We start from the raw sequence: 18,409 nt of genomic DNA, 5'->3' as shown, positions 1-18,409 counted from the left end.
GGAAGTGGATGCCGTATTCGGGACCGGCATAGGGTTTGGCCAGTCGGACGGGACGGCTTTCCCCACCCGGACTCCATTCGTCTAAATCAAACGGTAATTTGACGCGGTAGCGGCCCATGTCGTCGATGTAGGCATAGGTGCAGTTCTCCGCCGCAGTTACCCGTGCCGGCAAGGTGCCGTCGATATGCGGACGCGGGGTGGTGCGTTCGGGACGGTAGGCGAGTTGGGCGGGGATGGCGGTAAAGGTATGGGTGTAGGCGGTATCGCGGCTGCCGCTGTGTTCCATGGAAAGTACCAGCCAGCCGTCGGGTGCTTCTGGGAAGGAGACATCGGTTTGGAACACTTTCATCGGTGTCATGGAGACGACGTTACCGCTGCCGTTGGCGACGGTTTGACGGCAGAGGTTGGCTTCGTTCAACAGGGTCGTCTGAACTTGGGCTTCGTCGGTTGTTTTGGGATGAAGGCCCCAATGCTGCTGTTTGCCCAATAAGATGGTATTGTCGGCTGACTCTTCTGATTGTTTGTTGTCGGTTTCGGCAAAGAGGTCGGTATCGGCGCTGCGGTAGTTGTAGTCGGCCGTGCGTATGCCTTCAACAATGGGGTTGTGGCGGATGCTTAAGTTAAAGAGTGCTTCGGTACCGACACTCTCCAATCCGGCATGGGGGCGGTAGGAAATGGGTAGGCCTTGGCTGCGCAAATAGTGTTCGGGACTGTCGCCGAAGACGACTACGTCGCCATGTTGTTCATGTTGTTCGAAGGCATACCAAATGCCCTCTTCTTCACACAGACGGTTGATAAAGGTAAAGTCGCTTTCGAGATACTGGGTTACATACTCGCGGACGGTGTAGCTGCGGCTCTTTTGGAAACGGTAGTCGACACCGGAGAAGCCGTGATGTTTGAAGACGGCGGCAACGATGTCGGGGACGGTTTGGTGTTGAAACAGTCGGGAGGTTTGGAAATGTTTCATTGCCGCGAAGCGCGGCTCTAAAACAAAGCGGTAAACGGTTTCATCCTTGGATACGGACAACTTCTCGCATGAGGTGATGATGCCCTGCCATTGCTTCGCCGGGGATCGTCTGAAGCAGAACCGAATGCACTGACCACTTCCGACAGTAAGCCTTCTTGCGGACGAATCTCAAATGCTGCGCGCTGGTTAAGGTAAGAAGACAGAGGCAGGGAGGAATCGGTAGAAGTGGCGGTGATTTCGACACGGTAGGCGGTATTGACCGCTTCGGATGCGCTGAAGGAGCGGACTGAAAGTGAAGGTGAAAAACGGGCAAAGGTAAGGTGGTAGGATTGGCGGGCGGTCATAAGGGTAATATCCGACTGACGATGAACACTGTATGATAACGGGGATAATACCGATGGTAAAGCGAATGGGATGAATGGGGAAAAGGCCGTCTGAGCGGTTGAAATAAGGGATAAAGAGACATTTATCCCTGCCCTATTCCACCATACAGGGGGAAAGTGGTAAATTAAGCAGCTTAAAACCTATTGATTTTATACTAAAAATTGGAGTACTATGAACACACTCTCTTGAGTATCATTAATTCTCATTTGACATATAGGAACAAAACAGCGGAATTTGTAGAAGAATAGGGAAAAGGAAATTAATTTATATTATGTTAAATTCATGACGCTAGTATTTTAGTCTGCTAACTCCTGTTTCTTTCAGTAGTACAATCACTTACAGAATCTAAAAACAAAAAGGCCGCCTGAAGATTTTCAGACGGCATGAGACCTTTGCAAAATCCCCCAAAAATCCCCTAAATTCTCACCAAGACATTTAGGGGATTTCTCATGAGCACCTTCTTCCGGAAAACCGCCCAAGCCATGATCGCCAAACACACCGGCCGCTTCCCACTATTGAAGTTGGATCAGGTGATTGATTGGCAACCGATCGAACAATACCTGAACCGTCAAAGAACCCGTTACCTTAGAGACCACCGCGGCCGTCCCGCCTATCCCCTGCTGTCCATGTTCAAAGCCGTCCTGCCCGGACAATGGCACAGCCTCTCCGATCCCGAACTCGAACACAGCCTCATTACCCGCATCGATTTCAACCTGTTTTGCCGTTTTGACGAACTGAGCATCCCCGATTACAGCACCTTGTGCCGCTACCGCAACCGGCTGGCGCAAGACGACACCCTGTCCGAATTGCTGGAACTGATTAACCGACAATTGACCGAAAAAGGCTTAAAAATAGAGAAAGCATCCGCCGCCGTCATTGACGCCACCATTATTCAGACCGCCGGCAGCAAACAGCGTCAGGCTATAGAAGTCGATGAAGAAGGACAAGTCAGCGGCCAAACCACACCGGGTAAGGACAAAGATGCCCGTTGGACAAAGAAAAACGGCCTCTACAAACTCGGTTACAAACAACATACCCGTACCGATGGGGAAGGCTATATCGAGAAACTGCACATCACCCCCGCCAATACCCATGAGTGCAACCACCTGTCTCCTTTGTTGGAAGGGATAGCCGAAGGTAAGACCGTCTATGCCAACAAAGGCTATGACAGTGAGGAAAACCAGAAACATCTGAAAGAGCATCAGTTACTGGACGGCATTATGCGCAAAGCCCACCGCAACCGTCCGCTGACGGAAGCGCAAACGAAGCGCAATCGACATCATGCCGCCGCCCGACTGGCCGGTGGTGTAGAGCCGTTTGCCGTCGATGGGTAACTTGGTTTTCAAGTGTTTGATTAGGTTGATAGTGGCATCGAGATAGTTGGACGCGGTGCTGGTATCGTCCACAATAATTTCGTCAAACTCGGGCGCAATCACAAAGCAGGGATGCTGCGCCTGAAATTCGGGTGACGCCCACGCAATCGCGCCGTTGCCCTGATACAGCGGTACTTTGCGCCACATAAACGCGCTCCACCGTGCGCCCCGCCACGCCGTATTGCGACGGCTCAAGCACGGCGGCAGACACATCGGCGCGGTACTTCACCGCCACCGCCACCAGCCGCATCCCGTCGCCAAACACGCAGGTTACGGCGGCGGCCGATTCGACGGCATTATCCAACGCGCCGCCCAACGCAGCGCAGCCGCCCACGGTAAGCAACACGGTCGCGCTGGCGGTAGACAATAAAAATTCACGGCGGGTAGGCATGGGAACTCCAATCGGTTCAAACGGGAAAGGCCGCCTTTTAGCACGCTTTGCGGCGTGTCTCAACCGCAGGCCGTCCGCTGGAGCACAAACGGAAAAGGCCGTCTGTCTGAACAGCCGTTTCAGACGGCCTCTGCGTGCTTCTGTAAAACAAATTCAAACAAAACTTATAAAAACAATGCGGAAAAAGTATAATCGCTATCGTTCTCAACTTTAACCACCACCAAGGACATCCTTATGAAATACCCGAAAAGCCGTCCCACTCTGCTCGCGCTGGCGCTGATGCCGCTGTTTGCCTTTGCCGAAGACGAAGCCACCTTGGATACGGTCACCGTTACCGGCACAAAACCCGCCACGCTCAACCAAGGCTATTCCACCGGCGGCACCTACGCCCCGCTGGGCATCGCCATAACCCTGCGCGAAACGCCGCAGAGCGTGAGCGTAACCACCTCTAAACAGATGGAAGACTGGAAACTCGACAGCCTGCGCAAAGTGATGGAGCAGGCCAACGGCGTAACCGTCAAAAGCGGCAGCGGCGGCAGCGACCGCTATGCCGGCCTGCACTCGCGCGGCATGGAAGTGAAAAACTTCCAGATGGACGGCGTACCCTACCGCAGCTCCGGTTTCAGCAAAGACTCGTGGACAGGTTGGGGCGGCGTGGATACCCGTGCGCTCGACCGCGTGGAAGTGCTGCGCGGCGCGTCTGCCCTCTTGGGCGGCACGGGCGACCCCTCCGCGCAGGTGAGCCTAGTGCGCAAACGTCCGACCAAAGACTTCAAAGCCGAAATCGGCACCGAAGCCGGCAACCACAGCCGCCGGGGCGTGAGCGGCGATGTTTCAGGCAGCCTGAACGCCAGCAGCAGCCTGCGCGCTCGCATCGTGGCGGGGCATGACCGCAGCGGCTATCAAATTGAAGACGCGAAAATGCGCAACAGCAGCCTCTATGCCGTGGCCGAATGGGATGCCGCCCCCGCCACCACCTTCTCCGTCGGCACCCAGCTGCAAAACCGCCGCGAAACCGACACCCCCATCTTCCTGCCCACCGCCTACGACAGCGAAGGCTACCCGCTGAAAAACGAAATCAGCCGCCGCGCCAACAATTCGCCTAAAGGCACATCCTACAAATACAGCAGCCGCAACGTGTTCACCGAAGTACGCCACCGCTTCTCACCCGATTGGAAAACCAAGCTCGAATACAACTGGACGCGCAACACCATACACGACCGGCAGGGCTACGCGGCGATGAAAACCGACCACGACACCCGCCAAATCGACCTGCTCGAAACCGATTCCGGCGAAAAAAGCACCACCCATAGCTTCGTCGCCTCGGTGGACGGCAAATACAACCTTCTCGGTCGCAAACACGACATCCTGTTCGGCATCAGCGGCTTCAACACCAAAAACCGCGCCCCCAGCCGCTTTGCCCGTTACGACAACGCCTTCGGCCTGCATGACTTCCTGAACGACCACAGCCTGCGCCCCGCCAACCCCGCCGACTACGAATACACCGCCGACGACGACATCCAAGCCCGCCAGTTCGGCGGCTACTTCGCCACCCGCTTCCGCCCCACCGAGCGCCTCGCCCTGATCGGCGGCGCACGGTACAGCCGCATCACCATGCAGAAAGCCGAACACGTTGAAGGCACAAACGAAAAAGTAAACCGCAGCAAAGCCACCCCCTACATCGGCGCCGTGTATGACCTCACCGACCAACTCTCCGCCTACACCAGCTACGGCACCTCCTTCGAGCCCGTGTTCGACAAAGGCCAAGACGGACGATTCCTCAAGCCCACCACCGGCCGCAACATCGAAGTTGGCCTCAAAGGCGAATTTTTCGACCAACGCCTCAACGTCTCCGCCGCCCTCTTTGACACCCGTAAAAATGGCATGCCCAAATACGTGGAAAGCGGCGACTACTACGTCTCCGAAGACAACATCCGCACACGCGGCTTTGAAACCGAAGCTGCCGGCCGCATTAACGACAACTGGTTCGTCAGCGCAGGCTACACCGTGCAAAACCGCAAAGGCGGCGAAGACTCCTACGAAGCCGACCTGCCGCGCCACCAAATCAAACTCGCCACCACCTATGATTTGAACGAGCGTCTCACCCTCGGCGGCAGCCTGCGCTGGCAGAGTAAAACCAGCAACATCAACAAAAGCGCGCTGGCCGACGAAAACGACGCTCCCTCGCTCGAACGCGCCCGCAAGTCTGCCACCCAGAAAGCTTACACCCTGGTTGACCTGATGGCCGCCTACCACATCGGCAAAAACTCCGAAGCCACCTTAAACGTCAACAATGTCTTCAACACCCGCTACCGTACGCTTTCCACCTTCCTCGCCTACGGCGAAGCGCGCAGCGCAGTGTTGGGCTTCAAATACCGCTTTTAAATGGGCACAGCCAACCAACCTGGCTTACGGCTGGAAAGAGTCGAATTTAGGCAACAGCTATGAGATGGTTCTAACTGACGAATCACTGAATCGCCCGACATTGGATTGGGCAGACGTACCGAACAACGAGAACCTGCTCGGACAACGACATTACCGCCGCTGCCGCACCACTGTCTACAACATTGAGGTCGAGGATTACCACACCTATTGCGTCGATTATCAATGTATCCTGGCGCATAACCAGAATTTATGTCGCCCTGCGATGCACGCAGTTTCCGAACTCATTGCAGATGATGGCGTAGCGGGTAACGCGTCCAACCAAGGTCAATAATGCACTTTTCTGTCCTTTGCCGACGATGGTGTCGGCTTCCCAATCGCCGATGCGGGCTTTTTGGTCGACGACGGCGGGTCGGTTTTCTATACCGACGCGGTTGGGCACTTTGCCTCTGGTCTATGTGCTGCCGTAGCGTTTGCGGTAGGTTTTGCTGCATATTCTGAAGTGTTGCCACAAGGTGCCGCCGTTGCTTTTGTCTTGGCCGAAGGTAGCGGTAAACGGTGCTGTGATGGAGTGTGATCCGGTGGTGTTTATGCAGGTAGGCGCATACTTGTTCGGGACTGAGTTTGCGGCGGATAAGGGTGTCGATGTACTGAATCAGCTGCGAATCGAGCTTGTAAGGTTTTCGCCGGCGCTGTTTGGTCAGCCGGCTTTGCCGTTGTGATTTTTCGGCGCTGTATTGCTGCCCTTGGGTACGGTGCCGTTTGATTTCGCGGCTGATGGTGCTTTTGTGGCGATTAAGCTGTTTGGCGATTTCGGCGATGGTGCAGTGGCGGGACAGGTATTGGAACACCTCCTCAAACGCCGGTTCAAAGCCCAAAAGCCCAATGAAAAATGGTTGACCGACGTGACCGAACTCAAAGGGAGCGACGGCAAACTGTACCTCTCGCCAATCTTGGACTTGTTCAACCGCGAGATCGTCGCCTACGCCATGAGACGCAATGCTAACAGCGAAATGGTGAAGGAAATGCTCGAAAAAGCCGCACCCCGTCTGACTGATAAGGGAACGATGCTGCATTCCGACCAAGGTGTGCTGTACCGTACGGCGGGGTATAGGGAATTGCTTGCGGAGCATTCCATGGTTCAAAGCATGTCGCGTAAGGCGAACTGCTGGGACGATGCGCCGATGGAAAGCTTCTTTGCGGTGTTGAAGACGGAGTGTTTCTATAACGCAGGAGAATTGACGGTGGACGAATTGATGAAACAGATAGATGATTATATGGATTACTACAACCGGGAGCGTTGCAGTTTGAAATTGAAAAAGCTGAGTCCTGTCGCATACAGAACCCAGCTTACACAGAGCGCCTGAAAAGGCTTTTATGAGCGTCCAAGATTTGGGGGCCAGTTCACCTTTTTCTGTTATGGAAAGTTACACTTCAAATGCGAATCCGCCAGCATCAAAGCAGCCCCGCCCGAAAGAAAACCCCATGCGACCCCTAATCACAGCCCTTATCCTGCTCGCCGCCTGCACCGATTCCAATCCAAACATCCACGAGCCGCCCGCCATGACCGCCAGCCCCAGCCAAGCCCCCGACCAAACCGAACAGCCCAACGGCAAAACCCTGCTGCGACAAGCTCAACAGCAATACGACGGTTACTACAAATACCAAGCCGCTTATCTTGCCTACCAAGCCGCGCAGGCGGGCGAAACCCTGTCGCCGCATCTGGCCGAGCTGGCAAAAAACTACTAACCCGACGCCTCCCGCCACGCCGCAGTATTTTGACATTTTGCCGCAAGACCTTGCCGCCGTAACCACACAAGCCGAACAAGGCAGCCGCAAAGCCGCCGCGCGCCTTGCCGAATATTACCAATTTACCGCCTACGGCTTACCCTGTCCCAACCCAAAAGGCAATCCCATGAAAAAAAACCTCATCCTCCCTCTCCTACTCGCCCTATCCCTCCCCGCCCTCGCCGACCCCATCGACGACTTCGCCCAAGCCGAGCTTGAGCGGCAAAAAATCCCCGGCCTTGCCGTCGGCATCTACCGCAACGGTAACATCGTCAAACAACAAGGCTACGGGCTGGCAAACGTAGAACACCAAATCCCCGTCTCTGCCGACACCGTGTTTCAGACGGCCTCCATCGGCAAAATGTTCGCCGCTGCCGTCGTGATGCTGTTGGTGGAAGACGGTAAAATCCACCTCGACCAATCCGTGCGTGCCTACCTGCCCGAAGCGCCCAAAAGCTGGCAGCCCATCACCATCCGCCACCTGCTCAACCACACTGGCGGCATCGGCAACACTGAAACCGACTGGCAGCAAAACAGCAGCGAAAAACAAATGCTGCGCCGCATCTACACCGCCCCGCTGCAATTCAAACTAGGCAGCCGCTGGGCATACAGCAACAACGGCTACGCCGTCCTCGGCGCCGTCATCACCCGCGTCTCCGGCAAACACTACGGCGAAATCCTGCAAGAGCGCGTGTTCGCCCCGCTGGGCATGACTTCCGCCCGCGTGATCAGCGAGCGCGACATCGTCCCACACCGCGCCGCAGGTTATGAGCTTGACGACGCTGACGGCAGCCTGAAAAACCAAGAATGGGTCGCCCCCTACCACAACCAAACCGCCGACGGCTCGCTCTATCTCACGCTACACGACTACCGCCGCTGGCTCGCCGCCGTAGAAGCACGCCAAATCCTCAAGCCCGAATCCTGGCGCGAAATCTTCACCCCCGCCCGCCTCAACAACGGCGACAGCTACCCCTACGGCTTCGGCTGGTCGCTCGTCCCCGCTCCCGACGGCAGCCCCATGAGCGGCCACCCCGGCGCATGGCAGGGCTTCAGCACCGAGCTGCGCCGCTACGAAGGCGACGGCACCGATATTGTCGTGTTAACCAATTTGGCAGGCGTAGATACTGAAGCCATCATTGAAGGCATCGCCGCGCGTATCAACCCGCGCTACCAAAAAACCCACGTCCCCATCCCCGACCAACACCCCGCCCTCACCCGCAACTTCGAGCGCGTCCTGCTGCTCATCAAACAAAACAAACCGCATCCCGCCGTACCCAAAGGCCGTCTGAAAGACCTGCACGCCAAATTTGCCGACGCAGGCAAGTGCCAAGCTCTGCCCACCCGCCACCAAAACAACGGCGATATCCAAGAGCGAGACTACCGCGTAGTCTGCGAAAAACGCATATTTGAAGGCAACGCCGATTTTGTCAAAGGCAAAACCGTGCGGCTGTGGCTGGAAGAAACGGTGGATGATGCGGGGACGAAACCGTAGGTCGGGCATAAATGCACGACCTACCAACTCATACGTTATTTTGATTGGGAATTTGAAGATTACACAGCCTGAAAAGAACACCCCAAGTCCGCCATCCATCTCTACCACCCGCTGAACACCCTCAAACCCTTCGATCAAAACATCTGGATTACCGACGGCGGCGAAATCTGCATGGCGTTTCCGCTCGGCGTCAAAATCCCGTTCAGCACCCGCATGGCCGTGGTGCGGCTCGCGGATGGCGGTTTGTGGTGCCACTCGCCCATCGACCCCGCGCCCGAGTTGTTCGCGCAAATCGACGCGCTGGGCGAAGTAAGGCATTTGGTCTCGCCCAACAAAATCCATTACGCTCACATTAGCGCATGGCAGGCGCGCTATCCGCAGGCACTGGTGTGGGCAAGTGCTGGCGTGCGCGAACGGGCGGCGGCGTAGGGCATCGCCATCGCGTTTGACGACGATATAAATAGCCCGATTTCGTCCAATATTGCAGGCATGTGCTTGCAGATGTTCCGCTGACAAATTCACTAAATCCGTTCCCTGTCTGATCTGCTTACATCGGGGTAAACCCATGCAGTTCCCCACCCAATCCACTTGCTGCCATTCCAAATCCCAAGTAACCGACAAAGAATCGTGTGGCATTTAGTGCCAATCTAGTGCCACCTAATTAAAACATCGTCTGAAAATCGACAATTCGTTTTCAGACGACGTTTTATGAGAAATTCAGCAAATCCCTTTCATCTTCCCCAAAAAATCAATCTCCTCACCCGTTCCTTCCTCTCCCGCCAAACCGTGCAGCAGCAATCCTAATACGTCTTGCGGCAGCTTTTGCGGCGCAGCGGCATAAAGCGCGGCCAGTTGCGGATGGCGCATCAATATATCCGCCTGACGGATGAACAGGTCGATGAGTTCCACCGGCAAATCGGGCTGAATCAGGCGGCGTTGTTGCAGTGTGTGGAAGAAGCCGCGCATAAAGGCGTATTTTTCTTCGTTCAACTCATGGAAAAACCGCTCCAGCTCCAAATCGGTGTTTTCTTCGATGTCGCGCAGGAAGGCGACGGAATAGAGCTCTTCAAACGATTGTTTTTGTAGGGCGAACACGGCTTCGGCGGCTTCGCGCAGGCTGCATTGCCGTGCGAGCAGGTTTTCGAATTCTGCGCGGACGCGGTTTTTCTGTTCGGTAACGATTTCCTGCAAGAGCGCGTTTTTGCCGCTGTAATATTTGTAAAAGGTAACGCGGCTGACGGCAGCCTCGGCGCAGATTCCGCCTACGGATACGGCGGAAAAGCCGTGTTCGCGGAACAGGCGGCGGGCGGTATCAGCGATGGTTTGTTGTTTGCTGGCGGTCATGACGATAGGAAGCTTTTGATTTTGTTCATAAAGGGTTTTCATTAAAGTTATCCGCAAGTCGGATACTCATCATATTTCCCCATGGCGGCAATGGCAATACGGCGGCGTTTCAGACGGCATCTCTACCGCAACGCCGTACTCGGCCGCGACAGCACGGCGGAAGAGTTGGAATTTCTGCAACAGGAAGGGTCTTCGTTTTAAAACCGGATTTTCAGGTAGCCTTTGCTGATTTAAGGCAGCCTGAAAACGCAAAAGCAGCTGGAAATAGATGTAAAAAATAAAAAAGTGAGCCAAAATGCTCACCTTCTAAACGAATATTTTGCAATTAACCGAATACTTTTTCTAAATGTGCTTGGTAGTCAGCTAAGTATTTTTCTACTTGTGGATTTCTAATCACATCGTTACATAAGAATGTCGGCAGATGGTAGAAAACCTGCTCAACAGCCAAGTGGCGGACGACTACCAAATCCCCGCTGGTAACGCCTTTTACACGATTGACGATTTTCACCGCTTCGCCGAAAACCTGCGCCTGTACAAAATCGGACAAGGCGTACGCATCCTTTCTCCTGCCATGGCAAACTATGCCGCGCAAAATCACTGCTGCGATATGGACAACCTGATTTTTAAAGGTGAATGCGACAAATTGCACCTACCCCACTCAAAGCCCATTATGGACTGCACGGCGGTTTTGTGCCCGGTACAGGGCACATGCCGAACGTATGTGGTTATTTGGCCAATCCGAACGCCTTCGCCGGCTTGGGCGGCGGTTCGACGTTCTATATGGTCGATCCCGAACGCGAACTGACCGTCGTGTTTTTAAGTGCGGGCTTTATCGAAGGCCTGCCGTGCCTGATACGCGCAAGCGAAGTTAAACGATTTGGTGCTGGCAGCGTGCGAATAATTGGGTCGTCTGAAATTTGGAAAAAGCAGTTTGGACTTTGGAAATTGGATTTCAAGCTGCTTTTCTCAGGCATATTATGACAATGCAAGTAACACCCTCGATTATAATATGTGCTGAAAGTCTATTGCCGTATGGGATAAAAAATTGGCAAGAACCTAACCCCCAAACTGGGTGGAATAAGTTTAGACAATCGCTATTATCTTAACCTAATCTGTACCCTACTTTTTAACTTTTTCAAAAGATGAAGGTACTCTGTCTTAGCTTGATAACTTCTATCCTATTCCACTACTCCATAATTAAGTGGTTGAGATACAGTAAAACTAAGTATCCAAATTTCTCTTAAAACCTATTGATTTGATACTAAAAATTGGAGTACTATGAGCACACTCTCTAGAGTATCATTAATTCTCATTTGACATATAGGAACAATAAGCGGAATTTGTAGAAGAATAGGAAAAAGGAAATTAATTTATATTATGTTAAATTCATGACGCTAGTATTTTAGCCTGCTAAGTCCTGTTTCTTCTAGTTGTACAATCACTTACAGAATTCAAATATAAAAGGCCATCTGAAGAATTTCAGACGGCCTTCTCTTTATCAATATCTATAAACTAATTCAGATCACAGTTTTATTCCAAAGCATGATTAAATTTCTTTGATAGAATTTTAGATAGCCCTATTCATTGACTACCACCACTTTTCCGAATCCGTCCGCGCTTTGCAAAAAACGGTGGGCTTCGGAAACTTGTTCCAATGTAAACACGCGTTCAATTAAGATTTTCACATTAAACTGCCGGATATAGTCAAACATCTCATCCAGCTTGGCTTGCGACACATTGCCCGAATAAAAGGCGGTGAGATAGCTGTTGTTTTTGAGTTCGACAATCGGATCAAAATCGTTCACGCCCCACACGTTACCAAGCTGCCCTGTATTGCAGACGATACCGTGTTCGTTGATGTGGGAGAAAGAATCACGCAAAGTTGCCGGCCCGACCAATTCCAGAATTTTGTCATAGTTTTGGTCGGTTTGTAGTTTGCCATCGACTTCAGTAATTACTCCGTCAAATCCGACCGCTTGCAAACGGGCAGCTTTAGCAGGATTACGCGTTGAGCCGTGCAGTTCGATATGCGGAAACTGCGCTTTAAGCAGCTGTGCAAAGGCTATGCCCACGCCGCTGCCTGCACCACGCACCAACACACGATCTTGCGGCTCGATACGAAGCTGTTGTAATGAGCCGAACGCGGTGTAGTAGGTTTCGGGAATTGCGGCAAGGGTCGTCCAATCCAAATCGGTATGAACGGGGTAAATTTGCTCGTTGGGCAGCAACACATATTCGGCGTAGCTGCCGTCAAAGGCGCGCCCCATTTCGCCCATAATAGAGACGACCTTTTGTCCAACCGCCAGCGCGGGTGTGGAACTTTGCACCACTTCGCCTACACATTCAATGCCCAAGATGCGCGGAAATTGGACAGACGGCGATTTGCCTTCACGCGTGAAAATCTCGGAATGGTTGATGCCGAAGCCTTTGATTTTTACCAGTGACCACCCCTCTTTGATATCAGGTGTTGGCACGTCTTGATAAATCAGTTGTTCCGGACCGCCGGCTTGGTAGATTTTTACGGCTTTCATAATACCTCCCTAAGAATCTGATGCTTTCAGGTAGCCTACTGCCAATTTTACTTTCCTAACAACCCATTTTTCTCCAAATAATCCCGCGCTACATTTTCCGCGCTTTCGCCTTGCACTTTCACGCGGTAGTTCATCTCGCTCATTTCCTCTTCGCTAATTTTTCCCGCCAGTCGATTAAGTGCGGTCACAATTTGAGGATTTTTCTCGGCAAATTCTGCTTTCATCAGCGGTGCGCCCTGATAGGCTGGAAACAGGGAAATATCATCTTTCAGTAGGCGCAATTGATATTGTTTCAATTCTGCATCGGTGGAAAAGGCTTCCACTAGGTCGATTTTGTCATTCAACAATGCCGTATAGCGTAAGGCTGGTTCCAAGCTAACAATATGTTTTAGCGTGATACCGGCAGCCTGCATGCCTTTATAGCCATCTGCTCGGTCGATAAATTCCAGTGAGAAACCTGCTCGGATATCGGGCGCTACCTGCTTCAAGTCGCTGATTGTTTTCAGTTGGTGCGATGCACCGTAGCTTTCTTTGACTGCCAACGCATAAGTGTTCTGATAAGACATCGGTGGTAGAAACTCTAACTGATATTGTTCCGCCAATAATTGTTTGCCCTGTTGATAGATTTCATCTGGCGACAGATGGCGGTTCTTCTGTTCAGGTGGTACTTGTACTAAGGCTTCCAGCACTGTGCCGGTGAATTCAGGATAAATGTCGATTTCACCGCTTTTCAGTGCGTTAAACAGGAAAGTGGTTTTGCCAAAATTAGGTTTAACTGTGACTTTCATGTTCGGATTTTCACGTTCAATCAAGAATTTATACATGTTAATCAGAATATCCGGCTCACTCCCCATTTTGCCGGCAATCACCACGTTTTTTGTGGCAGGCCTAAATGAAATCTGCGACAGACCGAGTGCGCCTAAGCCCACCGCCAATGCAAGAACAATCGGCAACTTGCGTCGCGATTTTTGCAATAGTCCGATAATGCCGCTTACGCCGACAGCCAGTAACGCGGAGAGCAATGCGCCGGTAAACGTCATCGTCATGTTGTTGCGGTCGATACCGAGCAGAATCAGGTTACCCAAGCCGCCTGCGCCGATTAACGCCGCCAGTGTTGCCGTGCCAACAATCAGCACTGCCGCTGTGCGGATGCCCGAAATCATGGCAGGCAACGCCATCGGTAGCTCAATCCGCCACAATGATTGCCAGCGCGATAGCCCGAATGCGGTGTACGCATCTTGAATCGATTGGTCAATTTGAGTCAGCCCCAAATAGGTATTTTGAAAAATTGGCAACAGTGCGTATAGCGTGAGCGCAATCAAGACGGGTGGCGAACCGATGCCGACAAACGGAATCAGCAAGCCCAGCAGCGCCAAAGACGGGATGGTTTGCAATATATTGGTGAACTGCAATACCGCTTCCGCTACCCGCTGTCTGCGCGCAAACAACACGGCGGCAGGCACCGCAATCGCCACTGCCGCGAGCAAAGCCAGTCCGGAAAGCCATAAATGCGTAAGCAGCATTTGCCAGAGTTCTGCCGGAGTAACGTTTAGGGATGAGAACATAGTTTTAAATTTTATAGTTAGTATGTTGAATAATAGATGTTTATGTTTGCTTTACAGCAAGGTGTTAGCACCTTGAAAGAGGTTTCAGACGGCCTTCACCATCATAACACCGCCCTTCTCACAGCTTCCTGTCCCTGTTTATCCAACCGCAAGAATTGGTGGATGATGCGTTCGGCATCGGGGGCGTCGGCGCTGGAAAACAGAGATTGCACATAATCGTTTGCCGGCTGCTTTTTGATTTCTTCAGGTGTGCCGATTTGTACCAGTTTGCCGTTATGCATTACACCGATACGGCAAGCGAGTTTGGCGGCTTCCTGCATATCGTGGGTAACGAAAACGATAGTGGTGCCGAATTTCTGGTGAATCATAGCAATTTGGTCTTGCAGCACGGTGCGCACCAGCGGGTCGAGTGCGGAAAACGGTTCGTCCATCAGCAGCACTTGGGGCTTGGCGGCAATGGCGCGCAAAATGCCGATGCGCTGCTGTTCACCACCGGAAAGTTCGTGCGGATAGCGGTCGCGGTAGTGCGCGGGGTCAAGTTCCACCAGCTCCAATAATTCATTCACACGCATTTTGCGTTCTGCTTTCGGCCAGCCAAGTACGTCTGGCATGAGTTCGATGTTTTCCGCTACAGTCATCGTGGGGAACAGGGCGATTTGCTGCAATACGTAACCAATTTGGTGGCGGAGCTGGCGGATGTCGTAGTCTTTAATCCGTTTGCCGTGCAGATAAACGTTGCCATCGGTCGGTTCAATTAGCGCGTTAATCATGCGCAACGTGGTGGATTTGCCGCTGCCCGAACCGCCCACCAACACGAAAAATTCCCCCTGATAAATGGTTAAATCCAAATCGCGCACAGCATATTTGCCATCATACTGCTTGCCTGCGCCGTGAAATTCGATAAACGGGACAAGATTATTTTGCATATTGTGCCCTTACTACGTCTTCAAAATTAAGTGGTGCACGTCCCAACAACTGTGGCAGGTCGTCTGAAACTGCGGCAAGTTCACCTTTAGCAATGGCGGTGTAGGTGGAAACCCATGCCTCAATCTGCCAATCGGGCGTGTCAGGATACTCAGCTTTGCGGCTGGCGAAGGCTTCTTCCACAGTTTCATTGTGGTAGCAGTGCGGTTTGCCGGTAATTTCGGTTAAGACGGCGGCTATTTCAGCGAAGTTTAATGATTGGGAACCGGTCAGCGTGTAGGTTTGATTGTCGTGGCGGTGGTTGCCGTATGCGATGTCGGCGATAATGTTTGCCGCTGCTTGGGCGACATCGCGCTGTGAAACGCAGGCAATGCACCCATCATCAGCAGGGCCTGCGATGATGCCGTCTGCGTTGGCAATCGTTGCCATCATCTCACTGTAAAAATTGTCGCGCAGAAAGGTGTAGCGCATATTCGTTTGCCGGATTGCATTTTCGGTAACCGCATGGGTACGCGCCAGCGTGAAGGTGCTGTCCAACGCTGCTTGAGCAAAAGAGAGATAGACAATGTGTTGCACGCCCTCTTCCGAAGCAGCCTGCACCAGAGTCAAATGCTCCTGTTCACGCATCGGACTTTCGGCGGCGGACACCATAAACAGCACGTCCACCCCATTTAAAGCCTGCTTAGCAAGCTCCAAATCGCCATAGGCAAACCGTCGCGCCTCGCAGTTCATGAGATTGGGCGCTTTGGCGGGGTTGCGCAGCGGCAGGATAAGCGGCAGGCCGCGTGTGCTCAGATGACGGGCAACCATACCGCCGATGTTGCCGCTGGAGCCAGTGATGGCTAGATTCATGTTGTTTTCCTTATGCGTTTTCTAAAGAGATAGCTTTGCCGTTTACAGGGTTTCTGTAAAACCATGTGCATGCTGCTTTTTGGGTTTCAGGTAGACTGAATAGATTCAAGGGATGGTTTATTAATGGTTATTTTATTGTAGCAGTTTTCCTGCATACGATAAGCCGCGAAAGACTTACCTGATTATTAAGCTGATATTAATAATTAGGTTAGGATATGTGGTCTTTCCGTTTTCAGGTCCCTTATGGCTTAAAACGGACCTCTTTTACTAGTTTTTAGAATTTAGGTGGCATTTACATTACCAAGTATTTGTACTGCATTTCTCTATTCGCAAAGAATTTAAAGAGCTTGGGGTATGTCCCCACGGCCCTACTCCACTACTAAATAATTAAGTGATAGAGTTATAGCATAATTAAACTGATAAATTTCTTAAAACCTATTGATTTGATACTAAAAATTGGAGTACTATGAGCACACTCTCTTGAGTATCATTAATTCTCATTTGACATATAGGAACAAAACAGCGGAATTTGTAGAAGAATAGGGAAAAGGAAATTAATTTATATTATGTTAAATTCATAACGCTAGTATTTTAGCCTGCTAACTCCTGTTTTGCTCAGTAGTACAATCACTTACAAAATTTAAAAGTAAAAGGCTGTCTGAAAGGTTTTTCAGACGGCCTTTATTAAAGTTGGGTTTTTCAACTTGACTTACGTTTGATACCTAAATAATCAAAACTCTGAAGCCACCAGCACACTGCCTCCGTCGTCCCGCTTAACCAAACGCCAAACACAATAGCCTTTCCCAATTTCCGTTGTGCCGTTTAGAAGGTGCTTGTAATACTCTCCCCTATCAGGAAAAACTTCTCCTTCTTCAAAATGTCGTTCTATCGCATTCTCAAGATCGTCCGGTATCCACATCCCGGCATAAGGTGCTTCCAAAGGACGTTCTCGGTAAACAGGCATCAGTTCCTGCTTCGTCCCTTTAGGATCAAAAATCCCGTTTTCAAAATTGGCATTATCCCAACGATGCAGCCAGTAATAGCCTTGGGAAGCTGAGTAGCGGTTTTTTCCGTTGCCGAAAGCAGTATGTAGTGAGTCGTTCAGCTTTTGTGTCAGTATCGGCCGCATCAGGTTGTTCACTACCAGGTAATTAATGGGCAACGGTTTGGTTTTATCTCCCAAGTCGGGGAATTTTCCTGCTTTGAATACCATGATGCCGTTATAGGTCTTCAGCGTAATGTCCGGATAATGGTTTAAAACGTTTTGGATTTCCATGCTGTTCAGTTTATCTTGGAACGCTTTGCCGACAAGGGTATACCAACTGACGGACTTAATGCCCTCGTACCAGAGAGAGTCGTGATGTCCTCCTGAATCAGGTGTTACCCCCCAATAGCGTTTGGTCACGGAATATTCGTAAAACTGATATTTATGGTAGGCGTAGGGCAGGACGATGCTCAGTCCGGCATAACCGTGAAAAATATCAAAGTTCTTGCACAGATATTCTATCCAGCTTTCATACTCGCGACGTTTTTCCGAGGAGGACAAAAAAGACAGTGGAAAGGTGATCCTGAGATAGGACAGGTCATCAACTCCGCCTAAGGGGTGGGCAGATAGGGTTTTGATTTCATATTCCGCCGCCCTGTTGGAAGGACCGGAGTTCAGCACACCCTGCAAGCTTTCCCCCTGTTCGGCATTTTGAATCATTTTATCGATTTTTTTTTGAAATGCGTTCGAATTGATACGGGCAAAACGGCGCATCCCGTCCCAAAAGTGTGTTTTCAAATACCCGTGGTACTGCGAATAAAAGCGTTCGAAAACTTCCAGCGTCTTACGCTGTCCTGCTACCGAACCGCCGCCCGTATAGTAGATCAATATGGTCAGTCCCAGACGGGCATTGATATTGTAGTCTTCGTCATACATCAGGATTTCATCGGCTTCCCTTTGCAGGTATTCATATAGTTTGGTTGTCATGCTTTTTCTTTCATGGGGTTGTTGTTTACTCTTTCGGCAGATTACCGTGTCTGGCATCGAATTCGCGCACTTTTTCTTCCCAGCCTTTCAGATGCGAAGTATCGGCGTTTTTCTCGCAAGCATGCTACGGAACATAGTGAGTGATTTTGTATTCATTGGGTTCGTATGTCGAACCTTTGGGTTTATTTACAAGATATTTGTAGGCATAACAGTTACTACGCTGTTCAAAACGTTCGTCTGCCGCCCAAAGGTCGGCGGAAACCCCTAAGGCAGGTGCAAATACTGCCACACGGAGGGCGAACATGATTGAGCCTGCTAAGGCAGCAGAGGCGAAATACGCCAATGCGATTGCTGCTACCGATATAGTTGTCGAATAAGGCTATCACCATTGATAAAGAGGCCGTCTGAAAGTTTCAGACGGCCTTGATAAATGCCGTTTTTTTA

General features: G+C 51.5%; 19 protein-coding genes and 2 pseudogenes. 9 read left to right on the top strand and 12 right to left on the bottom strand.

The genetic code is table 11. The features are described 5' to 3' along the window. Together ACTHUT_RS06665 and ACTHUT_RS06660 are read right to left on the bottom strand one after the other, a co-directional pair. Positions 1 to 1,027, bottom strand: a 1,027-nt coding sequence (locus ACTHUT_RS06665) for a type VI secretion system Vgr family protein (RefSeq protein ID WP_440386755.1), incomplete at its 3' end; no start/stop codon positions are given. Continuing rightward, positions 985 to 1,311: a hypothetical protein gene (locus ACTHUT_RS06660; RefSeq protein ID WP_440386756.1), complete on the bottom strand. Its 327-nt coding sequence runs from the start codon at positions 1,309 to 1,311 to the stop codon at positions 985 to 987. The genes ACTHUT_RS06660 and ACTHUT_RS06665, both read right to left, overlap by 43 nt. 489 nt (positions 1,312 to 1,800) lie before the next feature. Between ACTHUT_RS06660 and ACTHUT_RS06655 the strand changes: the two are divergent. Continuing rightward, positions 1,801 to 2,646: pseudogene (locus ACTHUT_RS06655) on the top strand (IS5 family transposase); the annotation flags it as partial. Between the two features lie 121 nt (positions 2,647 to 2,767). Here the strand turns inward: ACTHUT_RS06655 and ACTHUT_RS06650 are convergent. Further along, positions 2,768 to 3,115 (bottom strand): hypothetical protein, encoded by a 348-nt coding sequence (locus ACTHUT_RS06650; RefSeq protein WP_440386757.1) that lies wholly within the window; start codon positions 3,113 to 3,115, stop codon positions 2,768 to 2,770. A gap of 234 nt (positions 3,116 to 3,349) precedes the next feature. Between ACTHUT_RS06650 and ACTHUT_RS06645 the strand changes: the two genes are divergently transcribed. After that, positions 3,350 to 5,500: a TonB-dependent siderophore receptor gene (locus tag ACTHUT_RS06645; RefSeq protein ID WP_440386758.1), complete on the top strand. Its 2,151-nt coding sequence runs from the start codon at positions 3,350 to 3,352 to the stop codon at positions 5,498 to 5,500. Next, on the top strand, positions 5,409 to 5,831 hold the full coding sequence (locus tag ACTHUT_RS06640) for a hypothetical protein (RefSeq protein WP_440418707.1): 423 nt from the start codon (positions 5,409 to 5,411) through the stop codon (positions 5,829 to 5,831). Before ACTHUT_RS06645 ends, ACTHUT_RS06640 begins: the two co-directional genes overlap by 92 nt. Here the strand turns inward: ACTHUT_RS06640 and ACTHUT_RS06635 are convergent. Next, positions 5,787 to 6,348, bottom strand: a pseudogene (locus tag ACTHUT_RS06635) (IS30 family transposase); the annotation flags it as partial. The gene ACTHUT_RS06640 and the pseudogene ACTHUT_RS06635 sit on opposite strands and share 45 nt — an antisense overlap. Between ACTHUT_RS06635 and ACTHUT_RS06630 the strand changes: the two are divergent. The 4 genes from ACTHUT_RS06630 (at position 6,235) to ACTHUT_RS06615 (ending at position 9,206) form a co-directional block, all read left to right on the top strand. After that, entirely contained in the window at positions 6,235 to 6,864 is a 630-nt protein-coding gene (locus ACTHUT_RS06630) for an IS3 family transposase (RefSeq protein WP_440386759.1), read from the top strand. The pseudogene ACTHUT_RS06635 and the gene ACTHUT_RS06630 sit on opposite strands and share 114 nt — an antisense overlap. A 118-nt stretch (positions 6,865 to 6,982) precedes the next feature. Next, positions 6,983 to 7,246, top strand: coding sequence for a hypothetical protein (locus tag ACTHUT_RS06625; protein ID WP_003778226.1), 264 nt, complete (start codon positions 6,983 to 6,985; stop codon positions 7,244 to 7,246). Then, positions 7,176 to 8,777 carry a serine hydrolase domain-containing protein gene (locus ACTHUT_RS06620; RefSeq protein WP_440386760.1) on the top strand — a complete coding sequence of 534 codons (1,602 nt, stop codon included), beginning with the start codon at positions 7,176 to 7,178 and terminating at the stop codon, positions 8,775 to 8,777. The genes ACTHUT_RS06625 and ACTHUT_RS06620 overlap by 71 nt, the downstream gene beginning before the upstream one ends. 171 nt (positions 8,778 to 8,948) lie before the next feature. Further along, positions 8,949 to 9,206 carry a DUF4336 domain-containing protein gene (locus ACTHUT_RS06615; RefSeq protein WP_440418706.1) on the top strand — a complete coding sequence of 86 codons (258 nt, stop codon included), beginning with the start codon at positions 8,949 to 8,951 and terminating at the stop codon, positions 9,204 to 9,206. 288 nt (positions 9,207 to 9,494) lie between these two features. Here ACTHUT_RS06615 and ACTHUT_RS06610 read toward each other — a convergent pair whose 3' ends face one another. Next, entirely contained in the window at positions 9,495 to 10,163 is a 669-nt protein-coding gene (locus ACTHUT_RS06610) for a TetR/AcrR family transcriptional regulator (RefSeq protein WP_440386761.1), read from the bottom strand. A 39-nt stretch (positions 10,164 to 10,202) separates the two neighbouring features. Here ACTHUT_RS06610 and ACTHUT_RS06605 point away from each other — a divergent pair, with 39 nt between their 5' ends. Next, positions 10,203 to 10,322 carry a DUF924 family protein gene (locus ACTHUT_RS06605; RefSeq protein WP_440386762.1) on the top strand — a complete coding sequence of 40 codons (120 nt, stop codon included), beginning with the start codon at positions 10,203 to 10,205 and terminating at the stop codon, positions 10,320 to 10,322. A gap of 124 nt (positions 10,323 to 10,446) precedes the next feature. Here the strand turns inward: ACTHUT_RS06605 and ACTHUT_RS06600 are convergent, their stop codons facing one another. Continuing rightward, on the bottom strand, positions 10,447 to 10,668 hold the full coding sequence (locus tag ACTHUT_RS06600; RefSeq protein WP_440386769.1) for a hypothetical protein: 222 nt from the start codon (positions 10,666 to 10,668) through the stop codon (positions 10,447 to 10,449). 86 nt (positions 10,669 to 10,754) lie between these two features. On the opposite strand from ACTHUT_RS06600, the gene ACTHUT_RS06595 reads away from it, so the two are divergent. Next, complete coding sequence (locus tag ACTHUT_RS06595; RefSeq protein WP_440386763.1) at positions 10,755 to 11,102, top strand: hypothetical protein; 348 nt, start codon at positions 10,755 to 10,757, stop codon at positions 11,100 to 11,102. A 596-nt stretch (positions 11,103 to 11,698) separates the two neighbouring features. Here ACTHUT_RS06595 and ACTHUT_RS06590 read toward each other — a convergent pair. The 6 genes from ACTHUT_RS06590 to ACTHUT_RS06565 all read right to left on the bottom strand — a co-directional run bounded on the left by ACTHUT_RS06590 (position 11,699) and on the right by ACTHUT_RS06565 (position 18,269). Next, positions 11,699 to 12,652 (bottom strand): zinc-binding alcohol dehydrogenase family protein, encoded by a 954-nt coding sequence (locus tag ACTHUT_RS06590; protein ID WP_315611971.1) that lies wholly within the window; start codon positions 12,650 to 12,652, stop codon positions 11,699 to 11,701. A gap of 47 nt (positions 12,653 to 12,699) precedes the next feature. Next, the gene (locus ACTHUT_RS06585) at positions 12,700 to 14,217 is read right to left on the bottom strand and encodes an ABC transporter permease/substrate-binding protein (protein ID WP_440386764.1); all 1,518 of its coding nucleotides are present in this window, start codon (positions 14,215 to 14,217) and stop codon (positions 12,700 to 12,702) included. Between the two features lie 101 nt (positions 14,218 to 14,318). Next, positions 14,319 to 15,143 carry an ABC transporter ATP-binding protein gene (locus ACTHUT_RS06580; protein WP_440386765.1) on the bottom strand — a complete coding sequence of 275 codons (825 nt, stop codon included), beginning with the start codon at positions 15,141 to 15,143 and terminating at the stop codon, positions 14,319 to 14,321. Next, positions 15,133 to 15,993 (bottom strand): SDR family oxidoreductase, encoded by an 861-nt coding sequence (locus tag ACTHUT_RS06575; protein ID WP_440386766.1) that lies wholly within the window; start codon positions 15,991 to 15,993, stop codon positions 15,133 to 15,135. The genes ACTHUT_RS06580 and ACTHUT_RS06575 overlap by 11 nt, the downstream gene beginning before the upstream one ends. 730 nt (positions 15,994 to 16,723) lie before the next feature. After that, positions 16,724 to 17,965 carry a type VI immunity family protein gene (locus ACTHUT_RS06570; protein WP_440418705.1) on the bottom strand — a complete coding sequence of 414 codons (1,242 nt, stop codon included), beginning with the start codon at positions 17,963 to 17,965 and terminating at the stop codon, positions 16,724 to 16,726. 124 nt (positions 17,966 to 18,089) lie between these two features. After that, positions 18,090 to 18,269: a hypothetical protein gene (locus ACTHUT_RS06565; RefSeq protein ID WP_440386821.1), complete on the bottom strand. Its 180-nt coding sequence runs from the start codon at positions 18,267 to 18,269 to the stop codon at positions 18,090 to 18,092. Positions 18,270 to 18,409: the final 140 nt, after the last annotated feature.

The organism is Neisseria sp. P0022.S010, from assembly GCF_051956635.1.
This window is presented reverse-complemented; position numbering and strand designations above follow the sequence as displayed.

Bases quoted from the DNA above. Each gene is read 5' to 3' on its own strand.
- ACTHUT_RS06660 (WP_440386756.1), bottom strand. From the start codon at position 1,311: ATGACCGCCCGCCAATCCTACCACCTTACCTTTGCCCGTTTTTCACCT.
- ACTHUT_RS06650 (WP_440386757.1), bottom strand. From the start codon at position 3,115: ATGCCTACCCGCCGTGAATTTTTATTGTCTACCGCCAGCGCGACCGTG.
- ACTHUT_RS06645 (WP_440386758.1), top strand. From the start codon at position 3,350: ATGAAATACCCGAAAAGCCGTCCCACTCTGCTCGCGCTGGCGCTGATG.
- ACTHUT_RS06640 (WP_440418707.1), top strand. From the start codon at position 5,409: ATGTCTTCAACACCCGCTACCGTACGCTTTCCACCTTCCTCGCCTACG.
- ACTHUT_RS06625 (WP_003778226.1), top strand. From the start codon at position 6,983: ATGCGACCCCTAATCACAGCCCTTATCCTGCTCGCCGCCTGCACCGAT.
- ACTHUT_RS06615 (WP_440418706.1), top strand. From the start codon at position 8,949: ATGGCGTTTCCGCTCGGCGTCAAAATCCCGTTCAGCACCCGCATGGCC.
- ACTHUT_RS06610 (WP_440386761.1), bottom strand. From the start codon at position 10,163: ATGAAAACCCTTTATGAACAAAATCAAAAGCTTCCTATCGTCATGACC.
- ACTHUT_RS06605 (WP_440386762.1), top strand. From the start codon at position 10,203: ATGGCGGCAATGGCAATACGGCGGCGTTTCAGACGGCATCTCTACCGC.
- ACTHUT_RS06595 (WP_440386763.1), top strand. From the start codon at position 10,755: ATGCGACAAATTGCACCTACCCCACTCAAAGCCCATTATGGACTGCAC.
- ACTHUT_RS06590 (WP_315611971.1), bottom strand. From the start codon at position 12,652: ATGAAAGCCGTAAAAATCTACCAAGCCGGCGGTCCGGAACAACTGATT.
- ACTHUT_RS06585 (WP_440386764.1), bottom strand. From the start codon at position 14,217: ATGTTCTCATCCCTAAACGTTACTCCGGCAGAACTCTGGCAAATGCTG.
- ACTHUT_RS06580 (WP_440386765.1), bottom strand. From the start codon at position 15,143: ATGCAAAATAATCTTGTCCCGTTTATCGAATTTCACGGCGCAGGCAAG.
- ACTHUT_RS06575 (WP_440386766.1), bottom strand. From the start codon at position 15,993: ATGAATCTAGCCATCACTGGCTCCAGCGGCAACATCGGCGGTATGGTT.
- ACTHUT_RS06570 (WP_440418705.1), bottom strand. From the start codon at position 17,965: ATGACAACCAAACTATATGAATACCTGCAAAGGGAAGCCGATGAAATC.
- ACTHUT_RS06565 (WP_440386821.1), bottom strand. From the start codon at position 18,269: ATGTTCGCCCTCCGTGTGGCAGTATTTGCACCTGCCTTAGGGGTTTCC.